This is a genomic window from Pseudomonas sp. SWI44, from assembly GCF_002947915.1.
GTDB lineage: Bacteria > Pseudomonadota > Gammaproteobacteria > Pseudomonadales > Pseudomonadaceae > Aquipseudomonas > Aquipseudomonas taiwanensis.
Genome location: NZ_CP026674.1, coordinates 2,331,707 through 2,358,105, shown reverse-complemented (window position 1 = coordinate 2,358,105; position 26,399 = coordinate 2,331,707). Strand labels below are relative to the sequence as shown.

The 26,399-nt window shown below is 56.4% G+C and carries 15 protein-coding genes, 4 tRNA genes and 7 rRNA genes; 15 read left to right on the top strand and 11 right to left on the bottom strand.

What is annotated here, in order from left to right; genetic code table 11:
- The first annotated feature begins 262 nt into the window (after positions 1-262).
- Positions 263-667, top strand: coding sequence for a GFA family protein (locus tag C4Q26_RS11035; RefSeq protein WP_023378052.1), 405 nt, complete (start codon positions 263-265; stop codon positions 665-667).
- 35 nt (positions 668-702) lie between these two features.
- On the opposite strand, the gene C4Q26_RS11030 is transcribed toward C4Q26_RS11035, so the two are convergent.
- The 10 genes from C4Q26_RS11030 to C4Q26_RS10985 all read right to left on the bottom strand — a co-directional run bounded on the left by C4Q26_RS11030 (position 703) and on the right by C4Q26_RS10985 (position 10,529).
- Positions 703-2,661, bottom strand: a complete 1,959-nt coding sequence (locus C4Q26_RS11030; protein WP_104883083.1) for a DUF4105 domain-containing protein — start codon at positions 2,659-2,661, stop codon at positions 703-705.
- On the bottom strand, positions 2,658-2,978 hold the full coding sequence (locus C4Q26_RS11025; RefSeq protein WP_027906620.1) for a DUF2388 domain-containing protein: 321 nt from the start codon (positions 2,976-2,978) through the stop codon (positions 2,658-2,660). The genes C4Q26_RS11030 and C4Q26_RS11025 overlap by 4 nt, the downstream gene beginning before the upstream one ends.
- A 36-nt stretch (positions 2,979-3,014) precedes the next feature.
- Positions 3,015-3,308, bottom strand: coding sequence for a DUF2388 domain-containing protein (locus C4Q26_RS11020; protein ID WP_023378055.1), 294 nt, complete (start codon positions 3,306-3,308; stop codon positions 3,015-3,017).
- A gap of 88 nt (positions 3,309-3,396) precedes the next feature.
- Positions 3,397-3,714, bottom strand: coding sequence for a DUF2388 domain-containing protein (locus C4Q26_RS11015; protein ID WP_023378056.1), 318 nt, complete (start codon positions 3,712-3,714; stop codon positions 3,397-3,399).
- A 302-nt stretch (positions 3,715-4,016) separates the two neighbouring features.
- Positions 4,017-4,232 (bottom strand): DUF1127 domain-containing protein, encoded by a 216-nt coding sequence (locus tag C4Q26_RS11010; protein WP_023378057.1) that lies wholly within the window; start codon positions 4,230-4,232, stop codon positions 4,017-4,019.
- Positions 4,233-4,626: 394 nt separating this feature from the next.
- The gene (locus tag C4Q26_RS11005) at positions 4,627-6,120 is read right to left on the bottom strand and encodes an acetyl-CoA hydrolase/transferase family protein (protein ID WP_023378058.1); all 1,494 of its coding nucleotides are present in this window, start codon (positions 6,118-6,120) and stop codon (positions 4,627-4,629) included.
- A gap of 187 nt (positions 6,121-6,307) precedes the next feature.
- Positions 6,308-7,744 (bottom strand): NAD(P)(+) transhydrogenase (Re/Si-specific) subunit beta, encoded by a 1,437-nt coding sequence (locus tag C4Q26_RS11000; protein WP_023378059.1) that lies wholly within the window; start codon positions 7,742-7,744, stop codon positions 6,308-6,310.
- 2 nt (positions 7,745-7,746) lie between these two features.
- On the bottom strand, positions 7,747-8,061 hold the full coding sequence (locus tag C4Q26_RS10995) for an NAD(P) transhydrogenase subunit alpha (RefSeq protein WP_023378063.1): 315 nt from the start codon (positions 8,059-8,061) through the stop codon (positions 7,747-7,749).
- Between the two features lie 11 nt (positions 8,062-8,072).
- Positions 8,073-9,194: a Re/Si-specific NAD(P)(+) transhydrogenase subunit alpha gene (locus tag C4Q26_RS10990; protein ID WP_023378065.1), complete on the bottom strand. Its 1,122-nt coding sequence runs from the start codon at positions 9,192-9,194 to the stop codon at positions 8,073-8,075.
- A gap of 408 nt (positions 9,195-9,602) precedes the next feature.
- On the bottom strand, positions 9,603-10,529 hold the full coding sequence (locus C4Q26_RS10985; RefSeq protein WP_023378066.1) for a LysR family transcriptional regulator: 927 nt from the start codon (positions 10,527-10,529) through the stop codon (positions 9,603-9,605).
- Between the two features lie 162 nt (positions 10,530-10,691).
- On the opposite strand from C4Q26_RS10985, the gene C4Q26_RS10980 reads away from it, so the two are divergent.
- The 13 genes from C4Q26_RS10980 (at position 10,692) to rrf (C4Q26_RS10920) (ending at position 24,649) form a co-directional block, all read left to right on the top strand.
- Entirely contained in the window at positions 10,692-11,873 is a 1,182-nt protein-coding gene (locus tag C4Q26_RS10980) for an acyl-CoA dehydrogenase (protein WP_104883082.1), read from the top strand.
- A gap of 15 nt (positions 11,874-11,888) precedes the next feature.
- Positions 11,889-13,109 carry a CaiB/BaiF CoA-transferase family protein gene (locus tag C4Q26_RS10975; RefSeq protein WP_023378069.1) on the top strand — a complete coding sequence of 407 codons (1,221 nt, stop codon included), beginning with the start codon at positions 11,889-11,891 and terminating at the stop codon, positions 13,107-13,109.
- Positions 13,110-13,656: 547 nt separating this feature from the next.
- Positions 13,657-15,193 (top strand): 16S ribosomal RNA (locus tag C4Q26_RS10970).
- 86 nt (positions 15,194-15,279) lie between these two features.
- A tRNA-Ile gene (locus tag C4Q26_RS10965) sits at positions 15,280-15,356 on the top strand.
- Positions 15,357-15,382: 26 nt separating this feature from the next.
- Positions 15,383-15,458, top strand: a tRNA-Ala gene (locus C4Q26_RS10960).
- A 242-nt stretch (positions 15,459-15,700) separates the two neighbouring features.
- Positions 15,701-18,592 (top strand): 23S ribosomal RNA (locus C4Q26_RS10955).
- Between the two features lie 130 nt (positions 18,593-18,722).
- Positions 18,723-18,838: ribosomal RNA gene (rrf, locus tag C4Q26_RS10950) — 5S ribosomal RNA — on the top strand.
- 442 nt (positions 18,839-19,280) lie between these two features.
- Positions 19,281-20,817: ribosomal RNA gene (locus C4Q26_RS10945) — 16S ribosomal RNA — on the top strand.
- A 77-nt stretch (positions 20,818-20,894) separates the two neighbouring features.
- A tRNA-Ile gene (locus C4Q26_RS10940) sits at positions 20,895-20,971 on the top strand.
- 6 nt (positions 20,972-20,977) lie between these two features.
- Positions 20,978-21,053, top strand: a tRNA-Ala gene (locus C4Q26_RS10935).
- Positions 21,054-21,286: 233 nt separating this feature from the next.
- Positions 21,287-24,178 (top strand): 23S ribosomal RNA (locus tag C4Q26_RS10930).
- Between the two features lie 130 nt (positions 24,179-24,308).
- Positions 24,309-24,424: ribosomal RNA gene (gene rrf / locus C4Q26_RS10925) — 5S ribosomal RNA — on the top strand.
- Positions 24,425-24,533: 109 nt separating this feature from the next.
- Positions 24,534-24,649: ribosomal RNA gene (rrf, locus tag C4Q26_RS10920) — 5S ribosomal RNA — on the top strand.
- The 16S, 23S and 5S rRNA genes sit together here with 4 tRNA genes alongside, the layout of an rRNA operon.
- A 95-nt stretch (positions 24,650-24,744) precedes the next feature.
- Here the strand turns inward: rrf (C4Q26_RS10920) and C4Q26_RS10915 are convergent.
- A complete protein-coding gene (locus C4Q26_RS10915) occupies positions 24,745-25,434 on the bottom strand; it encodes a GntR family transcriptional regulator (protein ID WP_023378070.1) in 690 nt (229 codons plus the stop codon).
- 220 nt (positions 25,435-25,654) lie between these two features.
- Between C4Q26_RS10915 and lapG the strand changes: the two genes are divergently transcribed.
- Complete coding sequence (lapG, locus tag C4Q26_RS10910; RefSeq protein ID WP_177429831.1) at positions 25,655-26,398, top strand: cysteine protease LapG; 744 nt, start codon at positions 25,655-25,657, stop codon at positions 26,396-26,398.
- The last annotated feature ends 1 nt before the right edge of the window (position 26,399 follow it).

The following is a 26,399-nucleotide window of genomic DNA, read 5'->3' as shown; positions in this document are numbered from 1 at the left end:
GTACTCCAGGCGTGGCGCGGCGAAAGGACAGTCGATTCGGGCTGATCAGCGCGTGATGCGCTGCGCGGGGAGTAAGCGAAGTGGGACTACGAACGGGCGGGCACAGGAAAACATCAGAATCACCATTGTTGTTGTTGATTGGGCCGGGCATGGACGTTTCCGAATGCCCTGGCTGACCGGTCTGCTGCCGGTGGTGGGGCTATCCTATTGGCGCAAGCTTTCAGCCAGCTTTCGCCTCGATGAAGGCGACAGGAGGTAGGTCATGACGGAATCACTCGAAGGAGGTTGCCATTGCGGCGCCCTGCGCTACCGGCTGGAGGGCGATCTGACGGATATCGCCCATTGCCATTGCTCGATCTGCCGGAGGGTCACAGGCGGGTTGCTGGTGACTTGGCTCACCCTGCCCCGCGACGGTTTCACCTGGCTGGCCGGCACGCCCAACCGTTATGTCGCGCCGACCAGTTGTAGCCGGTACTTCTGTGGCCACTGCGGCGCGCACGTGGCGTTGGAGACCACGCACAGTCCGCAAAGCATCGATGTGACAGTGGGCACGCTGGACTACCCGGAGCGCGTCCGGGCCAACCGGCATATCTGGATTGCAAGCCGCTTGCCGTGGCTGCACCTGGATGAGGATTTGCCTGGGGAGGTCGAAGAGAGATACCTGTAGGAGCCGACTAGCCGGCGATGAGGCCGCTGCAGGCACTACGGTAACTGCAACCCACCCGCGGCCTTGTGCAGCGCCCGCAGGTGCTCGCCAACCTGCTTCACATTGGCCTCGACAGCGGCAATTTCCCTGGCCCGCGACGGCTTCAGCAACGCCCTCACCTCTTTGTCCAGGTCGGTGCTCAGGCGCAGTAGTTGGGCCTGCCGCTCACTGCTGACCTTTTCCAGGTGCTGGCGCTCTTCCGGCTGCGGCAGGCCGTAGCCCCTGGCGTCGAGCAATTCTGCTGGCCGGCTGAGGAAGCCACTGTTGGCCAGCATCTGCTGCAGGGCCTTGTTGGCCTTGTCGATGCTGCCATCCTTGAGCGCACTGGCATTGAGATAGCGTTGCTTGACCTCATCCTGAGCCAGCAGAAGTTGGCGACGCAGACTGGCTTGTTCGAGCAGTAGCAAGGCCGCACTGGTTCGCAGATCGGCCTGCTGGAACCAGCCGCGACGCCGATCGGCATCCAGGGCTAGCCAGTCCTCGACCTTGTCCTGCTTGATCGGCAACTGCTTCTTCAACACCTCGAACATGGCCTGGTAGCGATCGCGGTAGGAGTCGAAGCGATAACCCAGGCGCAGCGCCTCGCGCGGGTCGTCGAGCACGCTGGTATCGGCCAGCCCTCGCCCTTTGAGCACTTCCAGCAGGCCGTTGGGCATGATGTTGTCCAGGTCGTTCAAGCGTGGATTGGCCGTGCCGCTGCGCAGCAGCTTGAGCGATTCCACTGCGCAATTGTTGGACAGGAAGTAGTAGTTGCCGTCATAGCTCCAGTGCATCTCTGCCGCTTGGCGGACCAGGTTTTCGATCTCTGGGCGGCTGAGCTTGAGGGGAACGGAGGCCAGGCTGCGCAGTTCGGTCTTGGTGTATTCGTCGATCACCTGACCCAGCGGTAGGACGAACAGCCGTGATGGATACGCCCCGACCAGGCCGTCCCAGCTGGACAGTTGTACGTCGTTGACGAACGCGCGATACGACAGTACCAGATGCTGGTCAAGGTCCAGCCGACAGTCTGGGCCGCGTGGGCGCCCTGGGGCGCAGATCACCAGGCGCAACATGCTGTGGCCCCAGCGGCTGACCCAGTTCTGATTGGCTTCGGCCAGCAGGTAGTCGACTTCGTAGACCCGTTGCGGGTCGATTTCGCCCAGCGGTTGGCGGGCGAAGTCGCTGCCTGCGTTGAGGAACGGCAGGCCCTTGGCACAGGTGTCCTGCGGCGGCGCCCAGCCAAAGTGGTCTCGCAGATACTGGTTGAGCGCTGGGCGGCGGCAACCGTAGCTTGGGTCAAGCAGGAAGTACTCCATATTGACCGCGATGAATTCCTTCGGGCTGCTCAGTTCATACGTGTCAGGGCTGCGAACGCCCTGGCCGTTGTGCTGTTCGCGTTCTCCACGGCGCCCCACGTACTGCGGCCAGCCGGCAAGGTCCAGCAGACGTGGGTCGTCACTCAGGGTGAAGCGGCGTTCGGCCTGGCCACGGCATTGTTCTGGCAAGCCGACTTTGCCCAGGGTGCCCTGCTGGCGCTTGCATTGGGCAATCAAAGAACGATCGGCACTGGACCAGAGGCGGGCTCGGTCGTAGATATGGGTCAGTTCGTGCAGAACGGTGGCCAGAAGTTCCTGGCGAACCGTGCCGTGCGGGCGGTTGGTGCGTTCGCGCGCGGCGCTGCCATCGACCAGTCCCGGCAGTAGCCGGCTGTTGAGCGCCAGCGTGGAAACCAGAGATGCCTGTCCATAAGCGTCAGCGGGCATCGCATTGCTCCAGCTGACCAGGATGCGGCGGTCCAACTGCTGTTTGAAGCGCGGCGGCAACTTGCCCAGTGCTTCGTCAAGCAGGGCTTGGGTGGCTTGCTGTTCTGGGGAAGTGAGGCCGGAAGCCTGCAGCTCGAGCTGCAGGTCGGCCAGGGCGGGCGTGCCGAGCAGTGTCAGCACACCGCCGAGCAGCCAGGCACGCAAGGATTTCACAGCGCGAGGATGGCTTCTGCCAGTACCTGGTCACTGGCGCCACGCGCTTCGGGAACGCGTTCGCGCAGGGTGTTGAAGGCAGCCTCGAGCTGGGCGCCACGGATATCACCGTTGCTGGCGACAAAGCTGGCAGCATCGTCGTGCGCTTCACGTACCACTTTCGAGTCGCGGATCGAGGTGGTGGTGTCAGAGGTGAAGTCGATCGAACGGCCAAAGGCACGCACGATGATGTTGCTGGTGGCCACCAGGGTTTGCGCCTGAGCCAGGTCGGCCAGCACGAGCATGCCGAGGGTGGCGGCGATCAGCGATTTACGCATGGAACATCTCCGGAACATACAAGGAGTCAGGTGTAGTTATTGGACGAGAATTGCTTCTGCCAGTTCAAGGTCGCCGACAGAGTGCCGGGCACCACTGTGCCGCAAAGCGCCGAGGGCGGCTTCAAGGCGGGCACCGCGAATCATGCCGTCGCTGGCCACGAAGGCCGCAGCATCGTCCCGGGCTTGCCGGACCAGCTTGCGGTCGAACGGGGCGGTGGTGACCTGACTGGTGACATAGCCAGTGATGACCAGGCTCTGTGTGGTGGTGTCCATGGCATGGGCTTGCGCCATCCCGACAACGGCGAACAGCAAGGGCAACAGATAACGCATGGGTATTCTAAAGGCTTGGAACGTGGACAGCGAAGGCTACCCCGGATGGGCCGGCCAGAGCCAGCGCATCCGTTTTAGCCGTTACGAGTCAAAGCGCGAGGATGGCCTGGGCAAGTTGAGCGTCACTGGCCTGCAGGGCGGGCATCTGCGAGCGAATGTGCACGAAGGCGCTTTCCAGTTTGGCGCCGCGGATGGCGCCCTGGCTACCGACGAAGCTGGCGGCATCGTCACGGGCGGCCTGAACGATCTTGTCATCTTTGAACGAGGACGAGACATCGGACGTGGCGTCGGTCGAGGCGGCGACTGCGCCAACGACAGCATCGGTGGTAACGACGAAGCTGGTGGCGTTGGCAGTGCCGACGAGGCTCAGCAGCAGTGCGGCACCAATCAGGTGGTTGCGGGACATGATCGTGGACTCCTGGACTAGGGGCAGTGGTACTGCTTATCGGACGCTTACACGGCTATTGGCGGTACGTTACAACAAGATGTTCTACCAGAGTGCTGAAGCAAGCGTATCACGCGCCGATGTTTCTGGATGTTAATGAGCACTGCGCAGCTTAACTGTTATGGTTGTTTTCTGAATTACAGAAACTGTACCTGTTTCGAGTTAGGGGTGCTCTAGCTCGGGGCCTAAATAAAAAACCCGCTGCAGTTTCCTGCAACGGGTTAGGGAAATCGCGGTGCCGGCCGTAGCTGGCGAACCGGTGCTTAGCGCCAGAACGGCTTGCTCAGCTCTTCGTAACGCTGCGACTCGCTGATACCGGCGTCGGCCAGCAGGCGGGCGTCCAGGCGAGCCAGTTGACGGCGGCTGGCCATGCGACGCTGCCAGAGCAGCAGGGTGGAGAGCGCGCGCAGCGGCAGCGAAGCGTTAGATTGCTGGGCGTTGTTTTCAAAAACCAGACCGGAACTGAGGGTACGTTCCATGATGTGACATCCTTCCGCTTATGGCGGCATTAGGTAGTGATTTAACTGATGCCAATGATCCTCTCCTGTCGTCCATAACAGTAGATACAGTTCAATGGTAATGCGATGGTCCAGTTAACTGTTTAACCCTACTGTTGCACTCGAAACTGGCGCAACTGTACTGGTCCGCACTGATATGGTGCGAATTTGAATAATGAGATGGGTTTTATGCGTCGGGAAGGTCGCGATTAACGGTACAGTAGTACAGTTTTTTCGTGAGACTGAAGTGGTCTGTCCGGGCGAGTGGTTTGACTCTACTGGCGCTATCGCCGGCAAGCCGGCCCCTACAGGGATGGTGTACATCCAGTAGGAGCCGGCTTGCCGGCGATAGGGGTGTAACAGTGAAGCGGCTGGATCAGCTGGCCAGCATGCGACCGGTTTCTTCCAGGTTTTCGTGCCAGCTCAGCGCCTCACGCAGGATGTGCGGGGTGTGGCCGCCACGTTGGCAGGCGCGCTCGAAGTAATCGTTCAGCGCGGCGCGGTAGTCCGGGTGGACACAGTTGTCGATGATCGCACGGGCCCGCTCACGTGGCGCCAGGCCGCGCAAGTCTGCCAGGCCTTGCTCGGTGACCAGAATGTCGACATCGTGCTCGGTGTGGTCGACGTGGCTGACCATAGGCACGACGCTGGAAATGGCACCGCCTTTGGCGATCGACTTGGTCACGAATACGGCAAGGTGCGCGTTACGGGCGAAATCGCCGGAACCGCCAATGCCGTTCATCATCTTGGTGCCGCACACGTGGGTGGAGTTCACGTTGCCGTAGATGTCGAACTCCAGGGCGGTGTTGATGCCGATGATGCCCAGGCGACGCACGACTTCCGGGTGGTTGGAGATTTCCTGCGGGCGCAGGACCAGCTTGTCCTTGTAACGCTCGAGGTTGCCGAAGACGTCGGCATTGCGACGGGTCGACAGGGTGATCGAGCTGCCCGAGGCGAAACTCAGCTTGCCGGCGTCGATCAGGTCGAAGGTCGAGTCCTGCAGTACTTCGGAGTACATCGTCAGGTCTTCGAACGGCGACTCGATCAGGCCGCACATCACCGCGTTGGCGATGCTGCCGATACCGGCTTGCAGCGGGCCGAGCTTGTTGGTCATGCGACCGGCCTCGACTTCGCCCTTGAGGAAGTCGATCAGGTGGTCGGCGATGGCCTGGGTTTCGTCGTCCGGCGGCAGAACAGTCGACGGCGAGTCCGGCAGGTCGCTGATGACGATACCGACGATCTTGGCTGGGTCGATCGGGATGGCGGTGCTGCCGATACGGTCGTCGACCTTGACCAACGGAATGGGCGTGCGGGTCGGACGGTAGGTCGGGATATAGATGTCGTGCAGGCCTTCGAGATTGGCATTGTGCGACAGGTTGATCTCGACGATCACTTGCTTGGCGAAGATCGCGAAGCTCGCCGAGTTGCCCACCGAAGTGGTCGGCACGATGTGGCCCTCTTCGGTGATCGCCACCGCTTCGATGACAGCGATGTCAGGCAGTTTCAGCTGCTTGTTGCGCAGCTGTTCGACCGTTTCCGAAAGGTGCTGGTCGATGAACATCACCTTGCCATCGTTGATGGCCTTGCGCAGGGTGCTGTCAACCTGGAAGGGCATGCGACGAGCCAAGACTCCGGCTTCGGTCAGTTGCTTGTCCAGGTCGTTGCCCAGGCTGGCGCCAGTCATCAGGCTGATTTGCAGCGGCGACTGCTTGGCGCGCTCGGCCAGTGCATGGGGTACGGCCTTGGCTTCGCCGGCGCGGGTGAAACCGCTCATGCCGACGGTCATGCCGTCCTCGATCAGACCAGCGGCATCAGCCGCACTCATTACCTTGCTGTGCAGGGAGGACAAGCGGATACGATCACGGTACATGGATTGTTATCTCGGGCTACTGAGGCTACTGCAGCGCAGTCTAGAGATTTCGCCCGTCGCCGTCCCACGACCATGGTCGTATGAGAACCCAGGAAATAGAGCCGTTGATCTGGAGCAATGAATGAGGAAGCCCCGGTCGATTCTGACCGGGGCTTCCTTTATAGCGCAGGGTTTGAAGCGGGTGTCGTCACTCCACTGCCTTGACCATGTCCTCGATGACTTTCTTCGCGTCACCGAACACCATCATGGTCTTGTCCAAGTAGAACAGTTCGTTGTCCAGGCCCGCATAGCCGCTGGCCATGGAGCGCTTGTTGACGATGATGGTCTTGGCCTTGAACGCTTCCAGGATTGGCATGCCGGCAATCGGCGACTTAGGATCGTTTTTCGCTGCCGGGTTGACCACGTCGTTGGCACCCAATACCAACACCACGTCGGCCTGGCCGAACTCGGCGTTGATGTCCTCCATCTCGAACACCTGGTCGTACGGCACTTCGGCCTCGGCCAGCAGCACGTTCATGTGTCCAGGCATGCGCCCCGCTACCGGGTGGATCGCATACTTCACGGTCACGCCGTTGTGGGTCAGTTTTTCGGTCAACTCCTTCAACGCGTGCTGGGCGCGCGCAACGGCCAGGCCGTAGCCCGGAACGATGATCACGCTGTCGGCGTTGCTCAGCAGGAACGTGGCATCGTCGGCCGAGCCGGACTTCACCGGGCGTTGTTCTTTCGAACCCGCCGCTGCGCCGGCATCGGCATCACCGCCAAAGCCGCCGAGGATGACGTTGAAGAACGATCGGTTCATCGCCTTGCACATGATGTACGAAAGAATCGCACCGCTGGAACCGACCAGCGAGCCAGCGATGATCAGCATCGAGTTGTTCAGCGAGAAACCGATGCCCGCCGCCGCCCACCCCGAGTAGCTGTTGAGCATCGACACCACCACAGGCATGTCGGCGCCACCGATCGGGATAATGATCAGCACACCCATGATGAAGGCCAGGACCAGCATCAGGGTGAAGGCGCTGTAATGGCCAGTGAAGGTGAACAACAGGCCCAGCACGATCGTGGTCAGGCCCAGGATCAGGTTCAGTTTGTGCTGACCCGCGAACTGTACCGGTGCCCCTTGGAAGAGACGGAACTTGTACTTGCCGGACAGCTTGCCGAAGGCGATCACCGAACCGGAGAAGGTGATCGCACCGATAGCCGCACCCAGGAACAGCTCCAGCCGGTTACCGGTTGGAATCGGGTCGCTGATGCTGGCCACGATACCCAGCGACTGAGGTTCAAGCACGGCGGCGATGGCGATGAACACGGCAGCCAGGCCGATCATGCTGTGCATGAAGGCGACCAGTTCAGGCATTTTGGTCATTTCAACGCGCTTGGCCATGATCGAGCCGGCGGTACCACCGATCAGCAGGCCCAGGATCACATAGCCGATACCTGCGGTCGCCAGTTCGGAGCCAAGCTTGTAGATGAGGCCGACGGTGGTGAGCATCGCGATGCCCATGCCGATCATGCCGAACACGTTGCCGCGGCGCGATGTGGTCGGGTGCGAAAGCCCCTTCAGTGCCTGGATGAAGCACACCGACGCGACGAGGTAGAGAAGCGTTACCAGATTCATGCTCATGCTTACTTCTGCCCTTCGTTCTTGGTTTTCTTCTTGAACATCTCAAGCATGCGTCGGGTGACCAAAAAACCACCGAACACATTCACCGCGGCCAACGCCACGGCCAGGGTGCCCATCAGCTTGCCGGCCGGGGTAACGGTCAGTGCGGCGGCCAGCATGGCGCCGACGATGACAATGGCGGAGATGGCATTGGTAACCGCCATGAGCGGTGTGTGCAGCGCCGGGGTGACGTTCCAGACCACGTGGTAGCCCACATAAATGGCCAGCACGAAGATGATCAGGTTGTAGATGCCGTGGGAAATCAGCATGTCTTCCATTGTCGTGCTCCTTAGCCGTTCTTGCGGACGACCTGGCCATCACGGCACATGAGGCAGGCCGCGACGATGTCGTCTTCGAGGTTGATGACCAGCGCGCCGTCCTTGTCGAACAGCAGCTTCATGAAGTCCAGCAGGTTGCGTGCGTACAACGCCGAGGCATCGGCACCGACTTGAGCGGGCAAGTTGGTGGGGCCAACGATGGTCACACCGTTCTCCATCACTACTTGATCGGCAACGGTCAGCGGGCAGTTGCCGCCTTGGGCGGCTGCCAGGTCGATGACCACCGAGCCCGGCTTCATCTGCGCCACGGTTTCGGCGCTGAGCAGGGTCGGTGCCTTGCGGCCGGGGATCAGTGCGGTGGTGATGACGATGTCGGCCTGTTTGGCGCGTTCGTGTACGGCCTGAGCCTGGCGCTGCATCCAACTGGCCGGCATCGGACGCGCATAACCGCCTACCCCTTCGGCGCACTCACGCTCTTCATCGGTTTCGTAGGGCACGTCGATGAACTTGGCGCCGAGCGACTCGATCTGCTCCTTCACCGCGGGGCGAACGTCCGAAGCCTCGATCACTGCGCCCAGGCGTTTGGCCGTCGCGATGGCCTGAAGGCCAGCTACGCCTGCGCCAAGAATCAGGACACGGGCGGCCTTCACGGTGCCGGCGGCAGTCATGAGCATCGGCATGAAGCGCGGGTAGTGGTGAGCTGCCAGCAGCACGGCCTTGTAACCGGCGATGTTGGCTTGCGACGACAGCACGTCGAGGCTTTGAGCCCGTGACGTGCGAGGTGCGGCTTCCAGGGCGAAGGCGGTGATACCGCGCTCGGCCATCTTGGCGATCAGCTCGTTGTTGAAGGGGTTGAGCATGCCCACCAGGAGGCTGCCACTGTTGATCTGCGCAAGCTCCTCGTCGTTGGGGGCAACGACCTTGAGGACCAATTGGGCGCCGTAGGCATCGGCAGCGCTTCCCAGGGAAGCTCCCACGGCCTCATAGGCACTGTCCGGAATGCTGGCGTTAAGCCCTGCCCCCCGTTGGACGGTGACCTGATGGCCTTGGCCAATCAGTTTCTTGATGGTTTCTGGGGTCGCAGCGACCCTTGTCTCACCGGTCTGCGTCTCGAGAGGAACACCAATGTGCACGACTTTGTCTCCTGCGGTGACCTTTTGTCTTTGTGAATCCAGCGCACTACGGGTGGTGCGCTGGTGTGGCCGATAAGCGCCGAGCCGCCTGTTTAAGGGCGGGCGAAGCATTTTGCAGACGAACCCGGAGCCCTTCAACCGGTTCTGAAGCGATACGAACTTAAAACTACAAGTCACCCTGTGACCGTATGTCGCAAGGGGCGGGATGCAGCCCGTCAAATACGGGCAATTGGCAGATTAGGGGAAATTTTGAAATTTTTTGCAGAGATTTCGCTGACAGGCCTGCAAATGTCGCAAATACTGCTGGAGGCCGCGTCCTTGGCAGCTTTCAGCAGCTTTTTCGGTTCACCTGAACAGTTTGCTGTTTTGCGACAAATAATTATATCTGTAGGTGTTAAAAATAATTGACTACAAAGGTCGGGAAGGCGTTCTGCCCGTCTGCGCTGCCGTGAACAGTTGCGCCTGTTGCAGTAGCCAGTCGCGGAATGCGCGCAGGGAAGCGGATTCGACCTTGCGTTCAGGGATCATGAGGTAATAGGCCTTGTCGCTCGTCAGTGCGTGCCCATTGGCCTGCACCAGCCTACCCTCATCCAGCTCGTGCTGAATCAAAAATGGAGGGATGAGCGCAACCCCCATCTCATGCATGGCTGCTTGGGCAAGCATGGAGAATAGTTCATAGCGTGGGCCTGTCATGTCGCCTTCGACATTAATGCCCAGGCTGCCGAACCACTGCCTCCAGGCATAGGGGCGGGTGGTCTGCTGCAGCAAAGGGAGCTCGGCGATGCGCCGCGCGTCCAGTCTGCCCTCCCCGCCCAGCAGGTTTGGGCTGCACACAGGGACTGGATTTTCGCCCATTAGGCGGTGAGCCTGGGTACCAGGCCAATCGGCATCACCAAAATAGATGGCGGCGTCAAAGGCTGTATCGGCGAACAGGAAGGGCCGAGTGCGGTTGGTCAGGTTGACGGTGACATCGGGGGTGCGCTGCTGGAAGTCCTTGAGTCGGGGCAGCAACCACTGTGTGCCGAAAGTTGGCACCACCGCCAATTCGATTACGTTCGCGCCCTGCTGGCGCATGACCGACAAGGTATCGCGTTCCACCGCGTCTAGCTGCGCGGCGACTTGCCGACTGTAGGACAAACCTGCCTCGGTTAGCTTTACGCCGCGTCGAGAGCGGCGGAACAGCTCGACGTTCAGGAATGCCTCCAGGCCGCCTATTTGCCGACAAACGGCGCCTTGTGTCAGGGCAAGTTCATGTGCGGCCTTGGTGAAGCTTTCGTGGCGGGCTGCTGCCTCGAAGCAAACCAGGGCGGCGGTACTGGGTATCTTGCGGCGCATGTACGTCAACCTCACTCGTTCGGCAGGCGGTATAAGGAGTCTGCTGGCTACGGAGTGACAAATTATCACTTAATGGTGCGCAATCCTCGTTTGTAGAGGGCGCAGATCAGGCCTAGGATCAAGGGCACAAGAACTACCTCCCCTATTTCGAGGATCTCGCTCATGGCTGGTAAAGCAAGCTTCAACTGGATCGACCCACTGCTGCTCGATCAGCAGCTCACTGAAGAAGAGCGCATGGTGCGTGACAGCGCTTATCAGTTCGCCCAGGACAAGTTGGCGCCCCGTGTGTTGGAAGCCTTCCGGCATGAGCGGACAGACCCAGCGATTTTCCGCGAGATGGGCGAGGTCGGCCTGCTGGGTGCGACCATCCCGGAGCAGTACGGTGGCAGCGGTCTCAATTATGTGTGCTATGGCCTGATCGCCCGCGAGGTGGAACGCATCGACTCGGGCTATCGTTCGATGATGAGTGTTCAGTCGTCCTTGGTGATGGTGCCGATCAACGAGTTCGGCACCGAGGCACAAAAGCAGAAGTACCTGCCCAAGCTGGCCAGCGGTGAGTGGGTCGGTTGTTTCGGGTTGACCGAGCCTAACCATGGTTCCGACCCAGGTTCGATGATTACCCGTGCCAAGAAGGTTGAAGGCGGCTATCGCCTTACGGGTAGCAAGATGTGGATCACTAACAGCCCGATCGCCGATGTGTTCGTGGTGTGGGCCAAGGATGATGCGGGCGATATTCGTGGTTTCGTCCTGGAGAAAGGTTGGCAGGGCCTCAGTGCCCCGGCGATTCATGGCAAGGTTGGCCTGTGTGCGTCGATTACCGGCGAGATCGTGATGGACAACGTCTTCGTGCCTGAGGAAAACATCTTCCCGGATGTCCGTGGCCTGAAAGGCCCGTTCACGTGCTTGAACTCGGCACGCTACGGCATCTCCTGGGGCGCCCTTGGGGCTGCTGAAGCCTGTTGGCACACTGCGCGCCAGTACACTCTGGATCGTCAGCAGTTCGGGCGCCCACTGGCTGCCAACCAGTTGATCCAGAAGAAGCTGGCCGACATGCAGACAGAAATCACGCTGGCGCTGCAGGGTTGCTTGCGCCTGGGTCGTATGAAGGACGAAGGCACGGCCGCCGTCGAGATTACCTCGATCATGAAACGCAACTCCTGTGGCAAGGCCCTGGACATTGCGCGCATGGCGCGCGACATGTTGGGTGGCAATGGCATCTCTGACGAATTCGGGGTTGCGCGTCATCTGGTGAATCTGGAGGTCGTCAACACCTACGAGGGCACGCATGACGTGCATGCGCTAATCCTCGGGCGTGCGCAGACCGGCATTCAGGCCTTCTACTGATCGAGGAGCCAGCCCATGGGCGCGCTTTCACATCTGCGGGTGCTAGACCTTTCGCGTGTGTTGGCCGGGCCCTGGGCCGGCCAGATCCTGGCCGACCTTGGTGCTGATGTGATCAAGGTGGAGCGGCCAGGCAGCGGCGACGATACAAGGGCTTGGGGGCCTCCTTTCCTGAAGGACGTCCAAGGTGAAAACACCAGCGAGGCGGCTTATTACCTCTCGGCCAACCGCAACAAAAGATCGGTGACCATCGACTTCACGCAGCCCCAGGGGCAGCGCCTGGTGCGTGAGCTTGCGGCTAAGTCGGACATCGTCATCGAGAACTTCAAGGTTGGCGGGCTAGCGGCTTATGGGTTGGATTATCAAAGCCTCAAGGCGGTGAACCCGACGCTCATCTATTGTTCGATTACCGGGTTTGGCCAAACAGGGCCTTATGCCAAGCGTGCTGGCTATGACTTCATGATCCAGGGGCTGGGTGGGCTGATGAGCCTGACCGGGCGACCCGAGGGTGAGGAGGGGGCGGGTCCGGTAAAGGTGGGTGTGGCCCTGACCGACATATTGACCGGGTTGTACTCCACTGTGGCGATACTCGCCGCCCTCGCCCACCGCGACCAGTCCGGTACCGGGCAGTACATCGATATGGCGCTGCTGGATGTGCAGGTGGCCTGCCTGGCCAACCAGGCGATGAACTACCTGACGACAGGCATCCCGCCAAAGCGGTTGGGCAACGCTCACCCAAATATCGTGCCTTATCAGGATTTCCCGACCGCGGATGGCGATTTCATCCTTACCGTGGGCAACGATGGGCAGTTCCGCAAGTTTGCGGAAGTGGCTGGGCAGCCACAGTGGGCTGACGATCCGCGTTTCGCAACGAATAAGCAGCGCGTCGCCAACCGGGCCGAGCTGATCCCATTGATCCGGCAGGCTACTGTGTTCAAGACCACGGCCGAGTGGGTCAGTCAGCTGGAGGCAGCAGGCGTGCCGTGTGGGCCGATCAACGATCTGGCGCAGATGTTCCAGGATCCGCAGGTGGTCGCTCGAGGGTTGTCAGTGAGTCTTGATCACCCGTTGGCAGGCAAGGTGCCCCAGGTGGCTAGTCCCATTCGGTTATCGCAGACGCCAGTGGAATACCGCCATGCGCCGCCTCTGTTGGGTGAGCACACCGAGGCCGTATTGCATCAGCTGTTGGGATTGGATGCGGGTGAGGTCCAGCGATTGCGTGATGCGGGTGTGCTTTGAGGTGATGGAAGGTGAGCGCTAAGCGGGGAGGCCGTCAGGCCTCCCCGCTTGGCTTTTTAAGCGGTATTGAAGTTTCTTGGAATTAAAAGGTTGACGGCCTCTCGAATCCCCTTATAATGCGCCCCACTTCCGACGCAGTCGAAACGAAAAACTCCTTGTTAATCAACAAGTTGAGCGTTTAGAAAGCAATCGGAAGCGCTGAAAGAGGTGGTTGACAGCGTTTTAAAACGCTGTATTATTCGCCTCCCGCTACGAGAGATCGCAGCGAGTCAAGTGTTTGAAGCTAAACGAGTTTCTCGCAAAAAACTTCAAAATAAACGCTTGACAGCAAATGAGGAAAGCGTAGAATGCGCGCCTCGGTTGAGACGAAACGCTCTTAGCCAAACGCTCTTTAACAAATCGAATCAAGCAATTCGTGTGGGTGCTTGTGAGTACGGACTGATAGTCACAAAGATTATCAGCATCACAAGTGGCCATGCGAGAAATCACATAGTCATTTGAGATTGCTGAGCCAAGTTTAGGGTTTCTTAAAAACCCAAGCAGTATTGAACTGAAGAGTTTGATCATGGCTCAGATTGAACGCTGGCGGCAGGCCTAACACATGCAAGTCGAGCGGATGACGGGAGCTTGCTCCTTGATTCAGCGGCGGACGGGTGAGTAATGCCTAGGAATCTGCCTGGTAGTGGGGGACAACGTTTCGAAAGGAACGCTAATACCGCATACGTCCTACGGGAGAAAGCAGGGGACCTTCGGGCCTTGCGCTATCAGATGAGCCTAGGTCGGATTAGCTAGTTGGTGAGGTAATGGCTCACCAAGGCGACGATCCGTAACTGGTCTGAGAGGATGATCAGTCACACTGGAACTGAGACACGGTCCAGACTCCTACGGGAGGCAGCAGTGGGGAATATTGGACAATGGGCGAAAGCCTGATCCAGCCATGCCGCGTGTGTGAAGAAGGTCTTCGGATTGTAAAGCACTTTAAGTTGGGAGGAAGGGCAGTAAGCTAATACCTTGCTGTTTTGACGTTACCGACAGAATAAGCACCGGCTAACTCTGTGCCAGCAGCCGCGGTAATACAGAGGGTGCAAGCGTTAATCGGAATTACTGGGCGTAAAGCGCGCGTAGGTGGTTCGTTAAGTTGGATGTGAAAGCCCCGGGCTCAACCTGGGAACTGCATCCAAAACTGGCGAGCTAGAGTACGGTAGAGGGTGGTGGAATTTCCTGTGTAGCGGTGAAATGCGTAGATATAGGAAGGAACACCAGTGGCGAAGGCGACCACCTGGACTGATACTGACACTGAGGTGCGAAAGCGTGGGGAGCAAACAGGATTAGATACCCTGGTAGTCCACGCCGTAAACGATGTCAACTAGCCGTTGGAGTCCTTGAGATTTTAGTGGCGCAGCTAACGCATTAAGTTGACCGCCTGGGGAGTACGGCCGCAAGGTTAAAACTCAAATGAATTGACGGGGGCCCGCACAAGCGGTGGAGCATGTGGTTTAATTCGAAGCAACGCGAAGAACCTTACCAGGCCTTGACATGCAGAGAACTTTCCAGAGATGGATTGGTGCCTTCGGGAACTCTGACACAGGTGCTGCATGGCTGTCGTCAGCTCGTGTCGTGAGATGTTGGGTTAAGTCCCGTAACGAGCGCAACCCTTGTCCTTAGTTACCAGCACGTTATGGTGGGCACTCTAAGGAGACTGCCGGTGACAAACCGGAGGAAGGTGGGGATGACGTCAAGTCATCATGGCCCTTACGGCCTGGGCTACACACGTGCTACAATGGTCGGTACAGAGGGTTGCCAAGCCGCGAGGTGGAGCTAATCTCACAAAACCGATCGTAGTCCGGATCGCAGTCTGCAACTCGACTGCGTGAAGTCGGAATCGCTAGTAATCGCGAATCAGAATGTCGCGGTGAATACGTTCCCGGGCCTTGTACACACCGCCCGTCACACCATGGGAGTGGGTTGCACCAGAAGTAGCTAGTCTAACCTTCGGGAGGACGGTTACCACGGTGTGATTCATGACTGGGGTGAAGTCGTAACAAGGTAGCCGTAGGGGAACCTGCGGCTGGATCACCTCCTTAATCGACGACATCAGCCTGCTGATGAGCTCCCACACGAATTGCTTGATTCTTTGTATAAAGACGATGCTGTAACGCGACCCTGTTATAGGTCTGTAGCTCAGTTGGTTAGAGCGCACCCCTGATAAGGGTGAGGTCGGCAGTTCAAATCTGCCCAGACCTACCAATTACTTGGTGCGGCCTAGAACACACGGGGCCATAGCTCAGCTGGGAGAGCGCCTGCCTTGCACGCAGGAGGTCAGCGGTTCGATCCCGCTTGGCTCCACCACTCTTTCAGGTTGTACAGCTGCTCAGAACTTAGAAATGAGCATTCAGATCGAATGTTGATTTCTGACTTTTGTCAGATCGTTCTTTAAAAATTCGGATATGTGATAGATAGACTGACACGCACTTTCACTGGTGTGATGTCAGGCTAAGGTAAAATTTGTGAGTTCTGCTCTTAATTGAGCAACATGCGAATTTTCGGCGAATGTCGTCTTCACAGTATAACCAGATTGCTTGGGGTTATATGGTCAAGTGAAGAAGCGCATACGGTGGATGCCTTGGCAGTCAGAGGCGATGAAAGACGTGGTAGCCTGCGATAAGCTTTGGGGAGTCGGCAAACAGACTGTGATCCAGAGATCTCTGAATGGGGGAACCCAGCCAGCACAAGCTGGTTATCTTGTACTGAATACATAGGTGCAAGAGGCGAACCAGGGGAACTGAAACATCTAAGTACCCTGAGGAAAAGAAATCAACCGAGATTCCCTTAGTAGTGGCGAGCGAACGGGGACCAGCCCTTAAGTTGATTTGAGATTAGTGGAACGCTCTGGAAAGTGCGGCCATAGTGGGTGATAGCCCCGTACACGAAAATCTCTTATCAATGAAATCGAGTAGGACGGAGCACGAGAAACTTTGTCTGAACATGGGGGGACCATCCTCCAAGGCTAAATACTACTGACTGACCGATAGTGAACCAGTACCGTGAGGGAAAGGCGAAAAGAACCCCGGAGAGGGGAGTGAAATAGAACCTGAAACCGTATGCGTACAAGCAGTGGGAGCCTACTTTGTTAGGTGACTGCGTACCTTTTGTATAATGGGTCAGCGACTTATATTCAGTGGCGAGCTTAACCGAATAGGGGAGGCGTAGCGAAAGCGAGTCTTAATAGGGCGTTTAGTCGCTGGGTATAGACCCGAAACCGGGCGATCTATCCATGGGCAGGTTGAAGGTTAGGTAACACTGACTGGAGGACCGAACCGACTACCGTTGAAAAGTTAGCGGATGACCTGTGGATCGGAGTGAAAGGCTAATCAAGCTCGGAGATAGCTGGTTCTCCTCGAAAGCTATTTAGGTAGCGCCTCATGTATCACTCCAGGGGGTAGAGCACTGTTTCGGCTAGGGGGTCATCCCGACTTACCAAACCGATGCAAACTCCGAATACCTGGAAGTGCCGAGCATGGGAGACACACGGCGGGTGCTAACGTCCGTCGTGAAAAGGGAAACAACCCAGACCGTCAGCTAAGGTCCCAAAGTCATGGTTAAGTGGGAAACGATGTGGGAAGGCTTAGACAGCTAGGAGGTTGGCTTAGAAGCAGCCATCCTTTAAAGAAAGCGTAATAGCTCACTAGTCGAGTCGGCCTGCGCGGAAGATGTAACGGGGCTCAAACCATGCACCGAAGCTACGGGTGTCATCTTTGATGACGCGGTAGAGGAGCGTTCTGTAAGCCTGTGAAGGTGAGTTGAGAAGCTTGCTGGAGGTATCAGAAGTGCGAATGCTGACATGAGTAACGACAATGGGAGTGAAAAACTCCCACGCCGAAAGACCAAGGTTTCCTGCGCAACGTTAATCGACGCAGGGTTAGTCGGTCCCTAAGGCGAGGCTGAAAAGCGTAGTCGATGGAAAACAGGTTAATATTCCTGTACTTCCAGTTATTGCGATGGAGGGACGGAGAAGGCTAGGCCAGCTTGGCGTTGGTTGTCCAAGTTTAAGGTGGTAGGCTGAGATCTTAGGCAAATCCGGGATCTCAAGGCCGAGAGCTGATGACGAGTTGCCTTTAGGCGACGAAGTGGTTGATGCCATGCTTCCAAGAAAAGCTCCTAAGCTTCAGATAACTGGGAACCGTACCCCAAACCGACACAGGTGGTCGGGTAGAGAATACCAAGGCGCTTGAGAGAACTCGGGTGAAGGAACTAGGCAAAATGGCACCGTAACTTCGGGAGAAGGTGCGCCGACGAGGGTGAAGGACTTGCTCCGTAAGCCCATGTCGGTCGAAGATACCAGGCCGCTGCGACTGTTTATTAAAAACACAGCACTCTGCAAACACGAAAGTGGACGTATAGGGTGTGACGCCTGCCCGGTGCCGGAAGGTTAATTGATGGGGTTAGCGCAAGCGAAGCTCTTGATCGAAGCCCCGGTAAACGGCGGCCGTAACTATAACGGTCCTAAGGTAGCGAAATTCCTTGTCGGGTAAGTTCCGACCTGCACGAATGGCGTAACGATGGCGGCGCTGTCTCCACCCGAGACTCAGTGAAATTGAAATCGCTGTGAAGATGCAGTGTATCCGCGGCTAGACGGAAAGACCCCGTGAACCTTTACTATAGCTTTGCACTGGACTTTGAATTTGCTTGTGTAGGATAGGTGGGAGGCTTTGAAGTGGGGACGCCAGTTCTCATGGAGCCATTCTTGAAATACCACCCTGGCAACTTTGAGGTTCTAACTCAGGTCCGTTATCCGGATCGAGGACAGTGTATGGTGGGTAGTTTGACTGGGGCGGTCTCCTCCCAAAGAGTAACGGAGGAGTACGAAGGTGCGCTCAGACCGGTCGGAAATCGGTCGCAGAGTATAAAGGCAAAAGCGCGCTTGACTGCGAGACAAACACGTCGAGCAGGTACGAAAGTAGGTCTTAGTGATCCGGTGGTTCTGTATGGAAGGGCCATCGCTCAACGGATAAAAGGTACTCCGGGGATAACAGGCTGATACCGCCCAAGAGTTCATATCGACGGCGGTGTTTGGCACCTCGATGTCGGCTCATCACATCCTGGGGCTGAAGCCGGTCCCAAGGGTATGGCTGTTCGCCATTTAAAGTGGTACGCGAGCTGGGTTTAGAACGTCGTGAGACAGTTCGGTCCCTATCTGCCGTGGACGTTTGAGATTTGAGAGGGGCTGCTCCTAGTACGAGAGGACCGGAGTGGACGAACCTCTGGTGTTCCGGTTGTCACGCCAGTGGCATTGCCGGGTAGCTATGTTCGGAAGAGATAACCGCTGAAAGCATCTAAGCGGGAAACTTGCCTCAAGATGAGATCTCACTGGAACCTTGAGTTCCCTAAAGGGCCGTCGAAGACTACGACGTTGATAGGTTGGGTGTGTAAGCGCTGTGAGGCGTTGAGCTAACCAATACTAATTGCCCGTGAGGCTTGACCATATAACACCCAAGCAATTTGCTGACGCAGATTGCGGTGGTGAAGACGAAACGACCGAAAGTTCGCAAGACCACAAATTCACATATCCGAATTGGCCAAGAGTGTTTACACGACATTCTGGCAACAGAATTTCTTGACGACCATAGAGCATTGGAACCACCTGATCCCATCCCGAACTCAGCAGTGAAACGATGCATCGCCGATGGTAGTGTGGGGTTTCCCCATGTGAGAGTAGGTCATCGTCAAGATTCATTTCGCAAAACCCCTATCTGCGCGAGCAGGTAGGGGTTTTGTCTTTAAGTAGAAGCAGATGCTTCGTCCTGGACAGCCGAGGGGCTGGCAAGGAAAAGGGGGTTGACAGCATTTCTGGATGCTGTATTATTCGCCTCCCGCTACGAGAGATCGCAGCGAGTTAAGTGTTTGAAGCTAAACGAGTTTCTCGCAAAAAACTTCAAAATAAACGCTTGACAGCAAATGAGGAAAGCGTAGAATGCGCGCCTCGGTTGAGACGAAACGCTCTTAGCCAAACGCTCTTTAACAAATCGAATCAAGCAATTCGTGTGGGTGCTTGTGAGTACGGACTGATAGTCACAAAGATTATCAGCATCACAAGTGGCCATGCGAGAAATCACATAGTCATTTGAGATTGCTGAGCCAAGTTTAGGGTTTCTTAAAAACCCAAGCAGTATTGAACTGAAGAGTTTGATCATGGCTCAGATTGAACGCTGGCGGCAGGCCTAACACATGCAAGTCGAGCGGATGACGGGAGCTTGCTCCTTGATTCAGCGGCGGACGGGTGAGTAATGCCTAGGAATCTGCCTGGTAGTGGGGGACAACGTTTCGAAAGGAACGCTAATACCGCATACGTCCTACGGGAGAAAGCAGGGGACCTTCGGGCCTTGCGCTATCAGATGAGCCTAGGTCGGATTAGCTAGTTGGTGAGGTAATGGCTCACCAAGGCGACGATCCGTAACTGGTCTGAGAGGATGATCAGTCACACTGGAACTGAGACACGGTCCAGACTCCTACGGGAGGCAGCAGTGGGGAATATTGGACAATGGGCGAAAGCCTGATCCAGCCATGCCGCGTGTGTGAAGAAGGTCTTCGGATTGTAAAGCACTTTAAGTTGGGAGGAAGGGCAGTAAGCTAATACCTTGCTGTTTTGACGTTACCGACAGAATAAGCACCGGCTAACTCTGTGCCAGCAGCCGCGGTAATACAGAGGGTGCAAGCGTTAATCGGAATTACTGGGCGTAAAGCGCGCGTAGGTGGTTCGTTAAGTTGGATGTGAAAGCCCCGGGCTCAACCTGGGAACTGCATCCAAAACTGGCGAGCTAGAGTACGGTAGAGGGTGGTGGAATTTCCTGTGTAGCGGTGAAATGCGTAGATATAGGAAGGAACACCAGTGGCGAAGGCGACCACCTGGACTGATACTGACACTGAGGTGCGAAAGCGTGGGGAGCAAACAGGATTAGATACCCTGGTAGTCCACGCCGTAAACGATGTCAACTAGCCGTTGGAATCCTTGAGATTTTAGTGGCGCAGCTAACGCATTAAGTTGACCGCCTGGGGAGTACGGCCGCAAGGTTAAAACTCAAATGAATTGACGGGGGCCCGCACAAGCGGTGGAGCATGTGGTTTAATTCGAAGCAACGCGAAGAACCTTACCAGGCCTTGACATGCAGAGAACTTTCCAGAGATGGATTGGTGCCTTCGGGAACTCTGACACAGGTGCTGCATGGCTGTCGTCAGCTCGTGTCGTGAGATGTTGGGTTAAGTCCCGTAACGAGCGCAACCCTTGTCCTTAGTTACCAGCACGTTATGGTGGGCACTCTAAGGAGACTGCCGGTGACAAACCGGAGGAAGGTGGGGATGACGTCAAGTCATCATGGCCCTTACGGCCTGGGCTACACACGTGCTACAATGGTCGGTACAGAGGGTTGCCAAGCCGCGAGGTGGAGCTAATCTCACAAAACCGATCGTAGTCCGGATCGCAGTCTGCAACTCGACTGCGTGAAGTCGGAATCGCTAGTAATCGCGAATCAGAATGTCGCGGTGAATACGTTCCCGGGCCTTGTACACACCGCCCGTCACACCATGGGAGTGGGTTGCACCAGAAGTAGCTAGTCTAACCTTCGGGAGGACGGTTACCACGGTGTGATTCATGACTGGGGTGAAGTCGTAACAAGGTAGCCGTAGGGGAACCTGCGGCTGGATCACCTCCTTAATCGACGACATCAGCCTACTGATGAGCTCCCACACGAATTGCTTGATTCATTGTCGAAGACGATCAAGACCCTATATAGGTCTGTAGCTCAGTTGGTTAGAGCGCACCCCTGATAAGGGTGAGGTCGGCAGTTCAAATCTGCCCAGACCTACCAATATGCGGGGCCATAGCTCAGCTGGGAGAGCGCCTGCCTTGCACGCAGGAGGTCAGCGGTTCGATCCCGCTTGGCTCCACCACTCGCTTACTTGATCAGAACTTAGAAATGAGCATTCAGATCGAATGTTGATTTCTGACTTTTGTCAGATCGTTCTTTAAAAATTCGGATATGTGATAGATAGACTGGCACGCACTTTCACTGGTGTGATGTCAGGCTAAGGTAAAATTTGTGAGTTCTGCTCTTAATTGAGCAACATGCGAATTTTCGGCGAATGTCGTCTTCACAGTATAACCAGATTGCTTGGGGTTATATGGTCAAGTGAAGAAGCGCATACGGTGGATGCCTTGGCAGTCAGAGGCGATGAAAGACGTGGTAGCCTGCGATAAGCTTTGGGGAGTCGGCAAACAGACTGTGATCCAGAGATCTCTGAATGGGGGAACCCAGCCAGCACAAGCTGGTTATCTTGTACTGAATACATAGGTGCAAGAGGCGAACCAGGGGAACTGAAACATCTAAGTACCCTGAGGAAAAGAAATCAACCGAGATTCCCTTAGTAGTGGCGAGCGAACGGGGACCAGCCCTTAAGTTGATTTGAGATTAGTGGAACGCTCTGGAAAGTGCGGCCATAGTGGGTGATAGCCCCGTACACGAAAATCTCTTATCAATGAAATCGAGTAGGACGGAGCACGAGAAACTTTGTCTGAACATGGGGGGACCATCCTCCAAGGCTAAATACTACTGACTGACCGATAGTGAACCAGTACCGTGAGGGAAAGGCGAAAAGAACCCCGGAGAGGGGAGTGAAATAGAACCTGAAACCGTATGCGTACAAGCAGTGGGAGCCTACTTTGTTAGGTGACTGCGTACCTTTTGTATAATGGGTCAGCGACTTATATTCAGTGGCGAGCTTAACCGAATAGGGGAGGCGTAGCGAAAGCGAGTCTTAATAGGGCGTTTAGTCGCTGGGTATAGACCCGAAACCGGGCGATCTATCCATGGGCAGGTTGAAGGTTAGGTAACACTGACTGGAGGACCGAACCGACTACCGTTGAAAAGTTAGCGGATGACCTGTGGATCGGAGTGAAAGGCTAATCAAGCTCGGAGATAGCTGGTTCTCCTCGAAAGCTATTTAGGTAGCGCCTCATGTATCACTCCAGGGGGTAGAGCACTGTTTCGGCTAGGGGGTCATCCCGACTTACCAAACCGATGCAAACTCCGAATACCTGGAAGTGCCGAGCATGGGAGACACACGGCGGGTGCTAACGTCCGTCGTGAAAAGGGAAACAACCCAGACCGTCAGCTAAGGTCCCAAAGTCATGGTTAAGTGGGAAACGATGTGGGAAGGCTTAGACAGCTAGGAGGTTGGCTTAGAAGCAGCCATCCTTTAAAGAAAGCGTAATAGCTCACTAGTCGAGTCGGCCTGCGCGGAAGATGTAACGGGGCTCAAACCATGCACCGAAGCTACGGGTGTCATCTTTGATGACGCGGTAGAGGAGCGTTCTGTAAGCCTGTGAAGGTGAGTTGAGAAGCTTGCTGGAGGTATCAGAAGTGCGAATGCTGACATGAGTAACGACAATGGGAGTGAAAAACTCCCACGCCGAAAGACCAAGGTTTCCTGCGCAACGTTAATCGACGCAGGGTTAGTCGGTCCCTAAGGCGAGGCTGAAAAGCGTAGTCGATGGAAAACAGGTTAATATTCCTGTACTTCCAGTTATTGCGATGGAGGGACGGAGAAGGCTAGGCCAGCTTGGCGTTGGTTGTCCAAGTTTAAGGTGGTAGGCTGAGATCTTAGGCAAATCCGGGATCTCAAGGCCGAGAGCTGATGACGAGTTGCCTTTAGGCGACGAAGTGGTTGATGCCATGCTTCCAAGAAAAGCTCCTAAGCTTCAGATAACTGGGAACCGTACCCCAAACCGACACAGGTGGTCGGGTAGAGAATACCAAGGCGCTTGAGAGAACTCGGGTGAAGGAACTAGGCAAAATGGCACCGTAACTTCGGGAGAAGGTGCGCCGACGAGGGTGAAGGACTTGCTCCGTAAGCCCATGTCGGTCGAAGATACCAGGCCGCTGCGACTGTTTATTAAAAACACAGCACTCTGCAAACACGAAAGTGGACGTATAGGGTGTGACGCCTGCCCGGTGCCGGAAGGTTAATTGATGGGGTTAGCGCAAGCGAAGCTCTTGATCGAAGCCCCGGTAAACGGCGGCCGTAACTATAACGGTCCTAAGGTAGCGAAATTCCTTGTCGGGTAAGTTCCGACCTGCACGAATGGCGTAACGATGGCGGCGCTGTCTCCACCCGAGACTCAGTGAAATTGAAATCGCTGTGAAGATGCAGTGTATCCGCGGCTAGACGGAAAGACCCCGTGAACCTTTACTATAGCTTTGCACTGGACTTTGAATTTGCTTGTGTAGGATAGGTGGGAGGCTTTGAAGTGGGGACGCCAGTTCTCATGGAGCCATTCTTGAAATACCACCCTGGCAACTTTGAGGTTCTAACTCAGGTCCGTTATCCGGATCGAGGACAGTGTATGGTGGGTAGTTTGACTGGGGCGGTCTCCTCCCAAAGAGTAACGGAGGAGTACGAAGGTGCGCTCAGACCGGTCGGAAATCGGTCGCAGAGTATAAAGGCAAAAGCGCGCTTGACTGCGAGACAAACACGTCGAGCAGGTACGAAAGTAGGTCTTAGTGATCCGGTGGTTCTGTATGGAAGGGCCATCGCTCAACGGATAAAAGGTACTCCGGGGATAACAGGCTGATACCGCCCAAGAGTTCATATCGACGGCGGTGTTTGGCACCTCGATGTCGGCTCATCACATCCTGGGGCTGAAGCCGGTCCCAAGGGTATGGCTGTTCGCCATTTAAAGTGGTACGCGAGCTGGGTTTAGAACGTCGTGAGACAGTTCGGTCCCTATCTGCCGTGGACGTTTGAGATTTGAGAGGGGCTGCTCCTAGTACGAGAGGACCGGAGTGGACGAACCTCTGGTGTTCCGGTTGTCACGCCAGTGGCATTGCCGGGTAGCTATGTTCGGAAGAGATAACCGCTGAAAGCATCTAAGCGGGAAACTTGCCTCAAGATGAGATCTCACTGGAACCTTGAGTTCCCTAAAGGGCCGTCGAAGACTACGACGTTGATAGGTTGGGTGTGTAAGCGCTGTGAGGCGTTGAGCTAACCAATACTAATTGCCCGTGAGGCTTGACCATATAACACCCAAGCAATTTGCTGACGCAGATTGCGGTGGTGAAGACGAAACGACCGAAAGTTCGCAAGACCACAAATTCACATATCCGAATTGGCCAAGAGTGTTTACACGACATTCTGGCAACAGAATTTCTTGACGACCATAGAGCATTGGAACCACCTGATCCCATCCCGAACTCAGCAGTGAAACGATGCATCGCCGATGGTAGTGTGGGGTTTCCCCATGTGAGAGTAGGTCATCGTCAAGATTCATTTCGCAAAACCCCTATCTGCGTGAGCAGGTAGGGGTTTTGTCTTTAAGTAGAAGTTATAGATTTTCGCTGAAGCGTCCGCAGGACGGATCGGCACACAGAATTTCTTGACGACCATAGAGCATTGGAACCACCTGATCCCATCCCGAACTCAGCAGTGAAACGATGCATCGCCGATGGTAGTGTGGGGTTTCCCCATGTGAGAGTAGGTCATCGTTAAGATTCAAATCCAGAGCCCCTGTCTGCGTTGCAGACAGGGGCTTTGTCCTTTTGGGCTTATCGTCACGTCAATTGCTAAGCGCTTCAGGTGAGCACACTTAGCGGGCCGTTTGCTTGTCCAGGTAGGCCCTGATCACACGAGCGGCTGTATTGAGGTGCTTTTCCAGCACCGTGACCGCTTCGTCCACCAGCTTGTCGCTGGCCGCATCGACCAAGGCGTTGTGGTCATCCTGGGTCAATTTGCCCAGCCCCATCGAAGACAGATGGAAGCGCAGGAAGCGTTCTTCTTCGTTGAGTTCATTCTCGATCAGCCGCAGCAGTTTTTGGTTCGGCGCCTTGTTGTACAGTGCCATGTGGAGCAGCCGATTGAGACGACCGATTTCGGCGTGGCTGGTTTCGCTTTCCAATTGCTGGATATACCCACGGGCCTGAGCAATGTCATCGGCATTGAGCAGGGGGATCGACTGGCGCAATGCCTCGGATTCCAACAGTACCCGCAGTTCGTAGGTATCGACTGCATCTTCACCGATCAAGGGCGCAACCACGGCCCCTTTATGCATTTCCACCTTGAGCAGGGACTGCGCTTCCAACTGACGTAAAGCTTCACGCACTGGCATGCGGCTGACACCGAACAGGGTCGCGAGCTCCTGTTGGCGCAGGGCTGTTCCCGGAGGCAAACGACCGTCTAGGATGGCACTGCGCAAGCGTTCTTCGATCACGCTACGGGCCAGGTGTGCTGGTACCTGTTCGCTGGCCAGCACTTTGCTCAGTTTGAATTTCTCGGCCACGCGAAGTCTGCCTCGACGATTAAAGTTGGATCCAATTACACTAGTGACGAGCAAGGAGGCTTGTCAAACCACTGCCCACACAGCAGGGAGCGCCCCAAAACCGCGGGTATGGTGGAGCAAGTCGCCTACCAAAGAAAGCAATACACATATCGAGTTAACGATAAAGTTAGATTAGCCCGACTATCGGCATCGTGATTGCATCGCGCCATTGTCTTTTGCCTTGGCAGGCCGCACCATCGCTGCATTAGGCTGGCCTGAACAGGTCTTCGCAGTGGCGATATCCTGGATACTTAAAACCGTCTTGCGTTGTTTCGGCCTTGCCACGTTGCTGGGGGGCTTGTTGCTGGGCGCTCTGCACGCCGACTGGGATTTCTCCCAGATCAGCCGCAAGTCTCAGGCGCTCTACGGCCCCCTGGGTGCCGGAAAGGCCCGTATCGATGCCTGGCAGCAGTTGATGGCCACACAACAGCAGGGCAGTGAGCTTGAGCGGTTGCAGGTGGTCAATCGCTTCTTCAACCAGCAGTTGCGTTACGTCGAAGACATCGACTTGTGGCGTGAGGTCGATTATTGGGCAACGCCCATTCAGGCCTTGATCAAAGGCGCTGGCGATTGTGAGGACTACGCTATCGCCAAGTACTTCAGCCTACGGCGTATGGGCATCCCCAGTGAAAAGCTGCGCATCACTTACGTCAAAGCCTTGCGGCAGAACAGGGCTCACATGGTCCTGACCTATTATTCAAGCCCACAGGCCCAGCCGCTGGTACTCGATAGCCTGATGGATGCCATCAAGCCGGCGAGCCAGCGTCCTGACCTGTTACCGGTGTATGCCTTCAACGGCGAGGGCCTGTGGCTGACCGGTACCACGGGCAACAAGAAGGTAGGGGATACCAAGCGCTTGTCGCGTTGGCAGGATCTGTTGAAAAAAATGCAGGCCGAAGGGTTCCCGGCCGAACCGGTTTACTGAG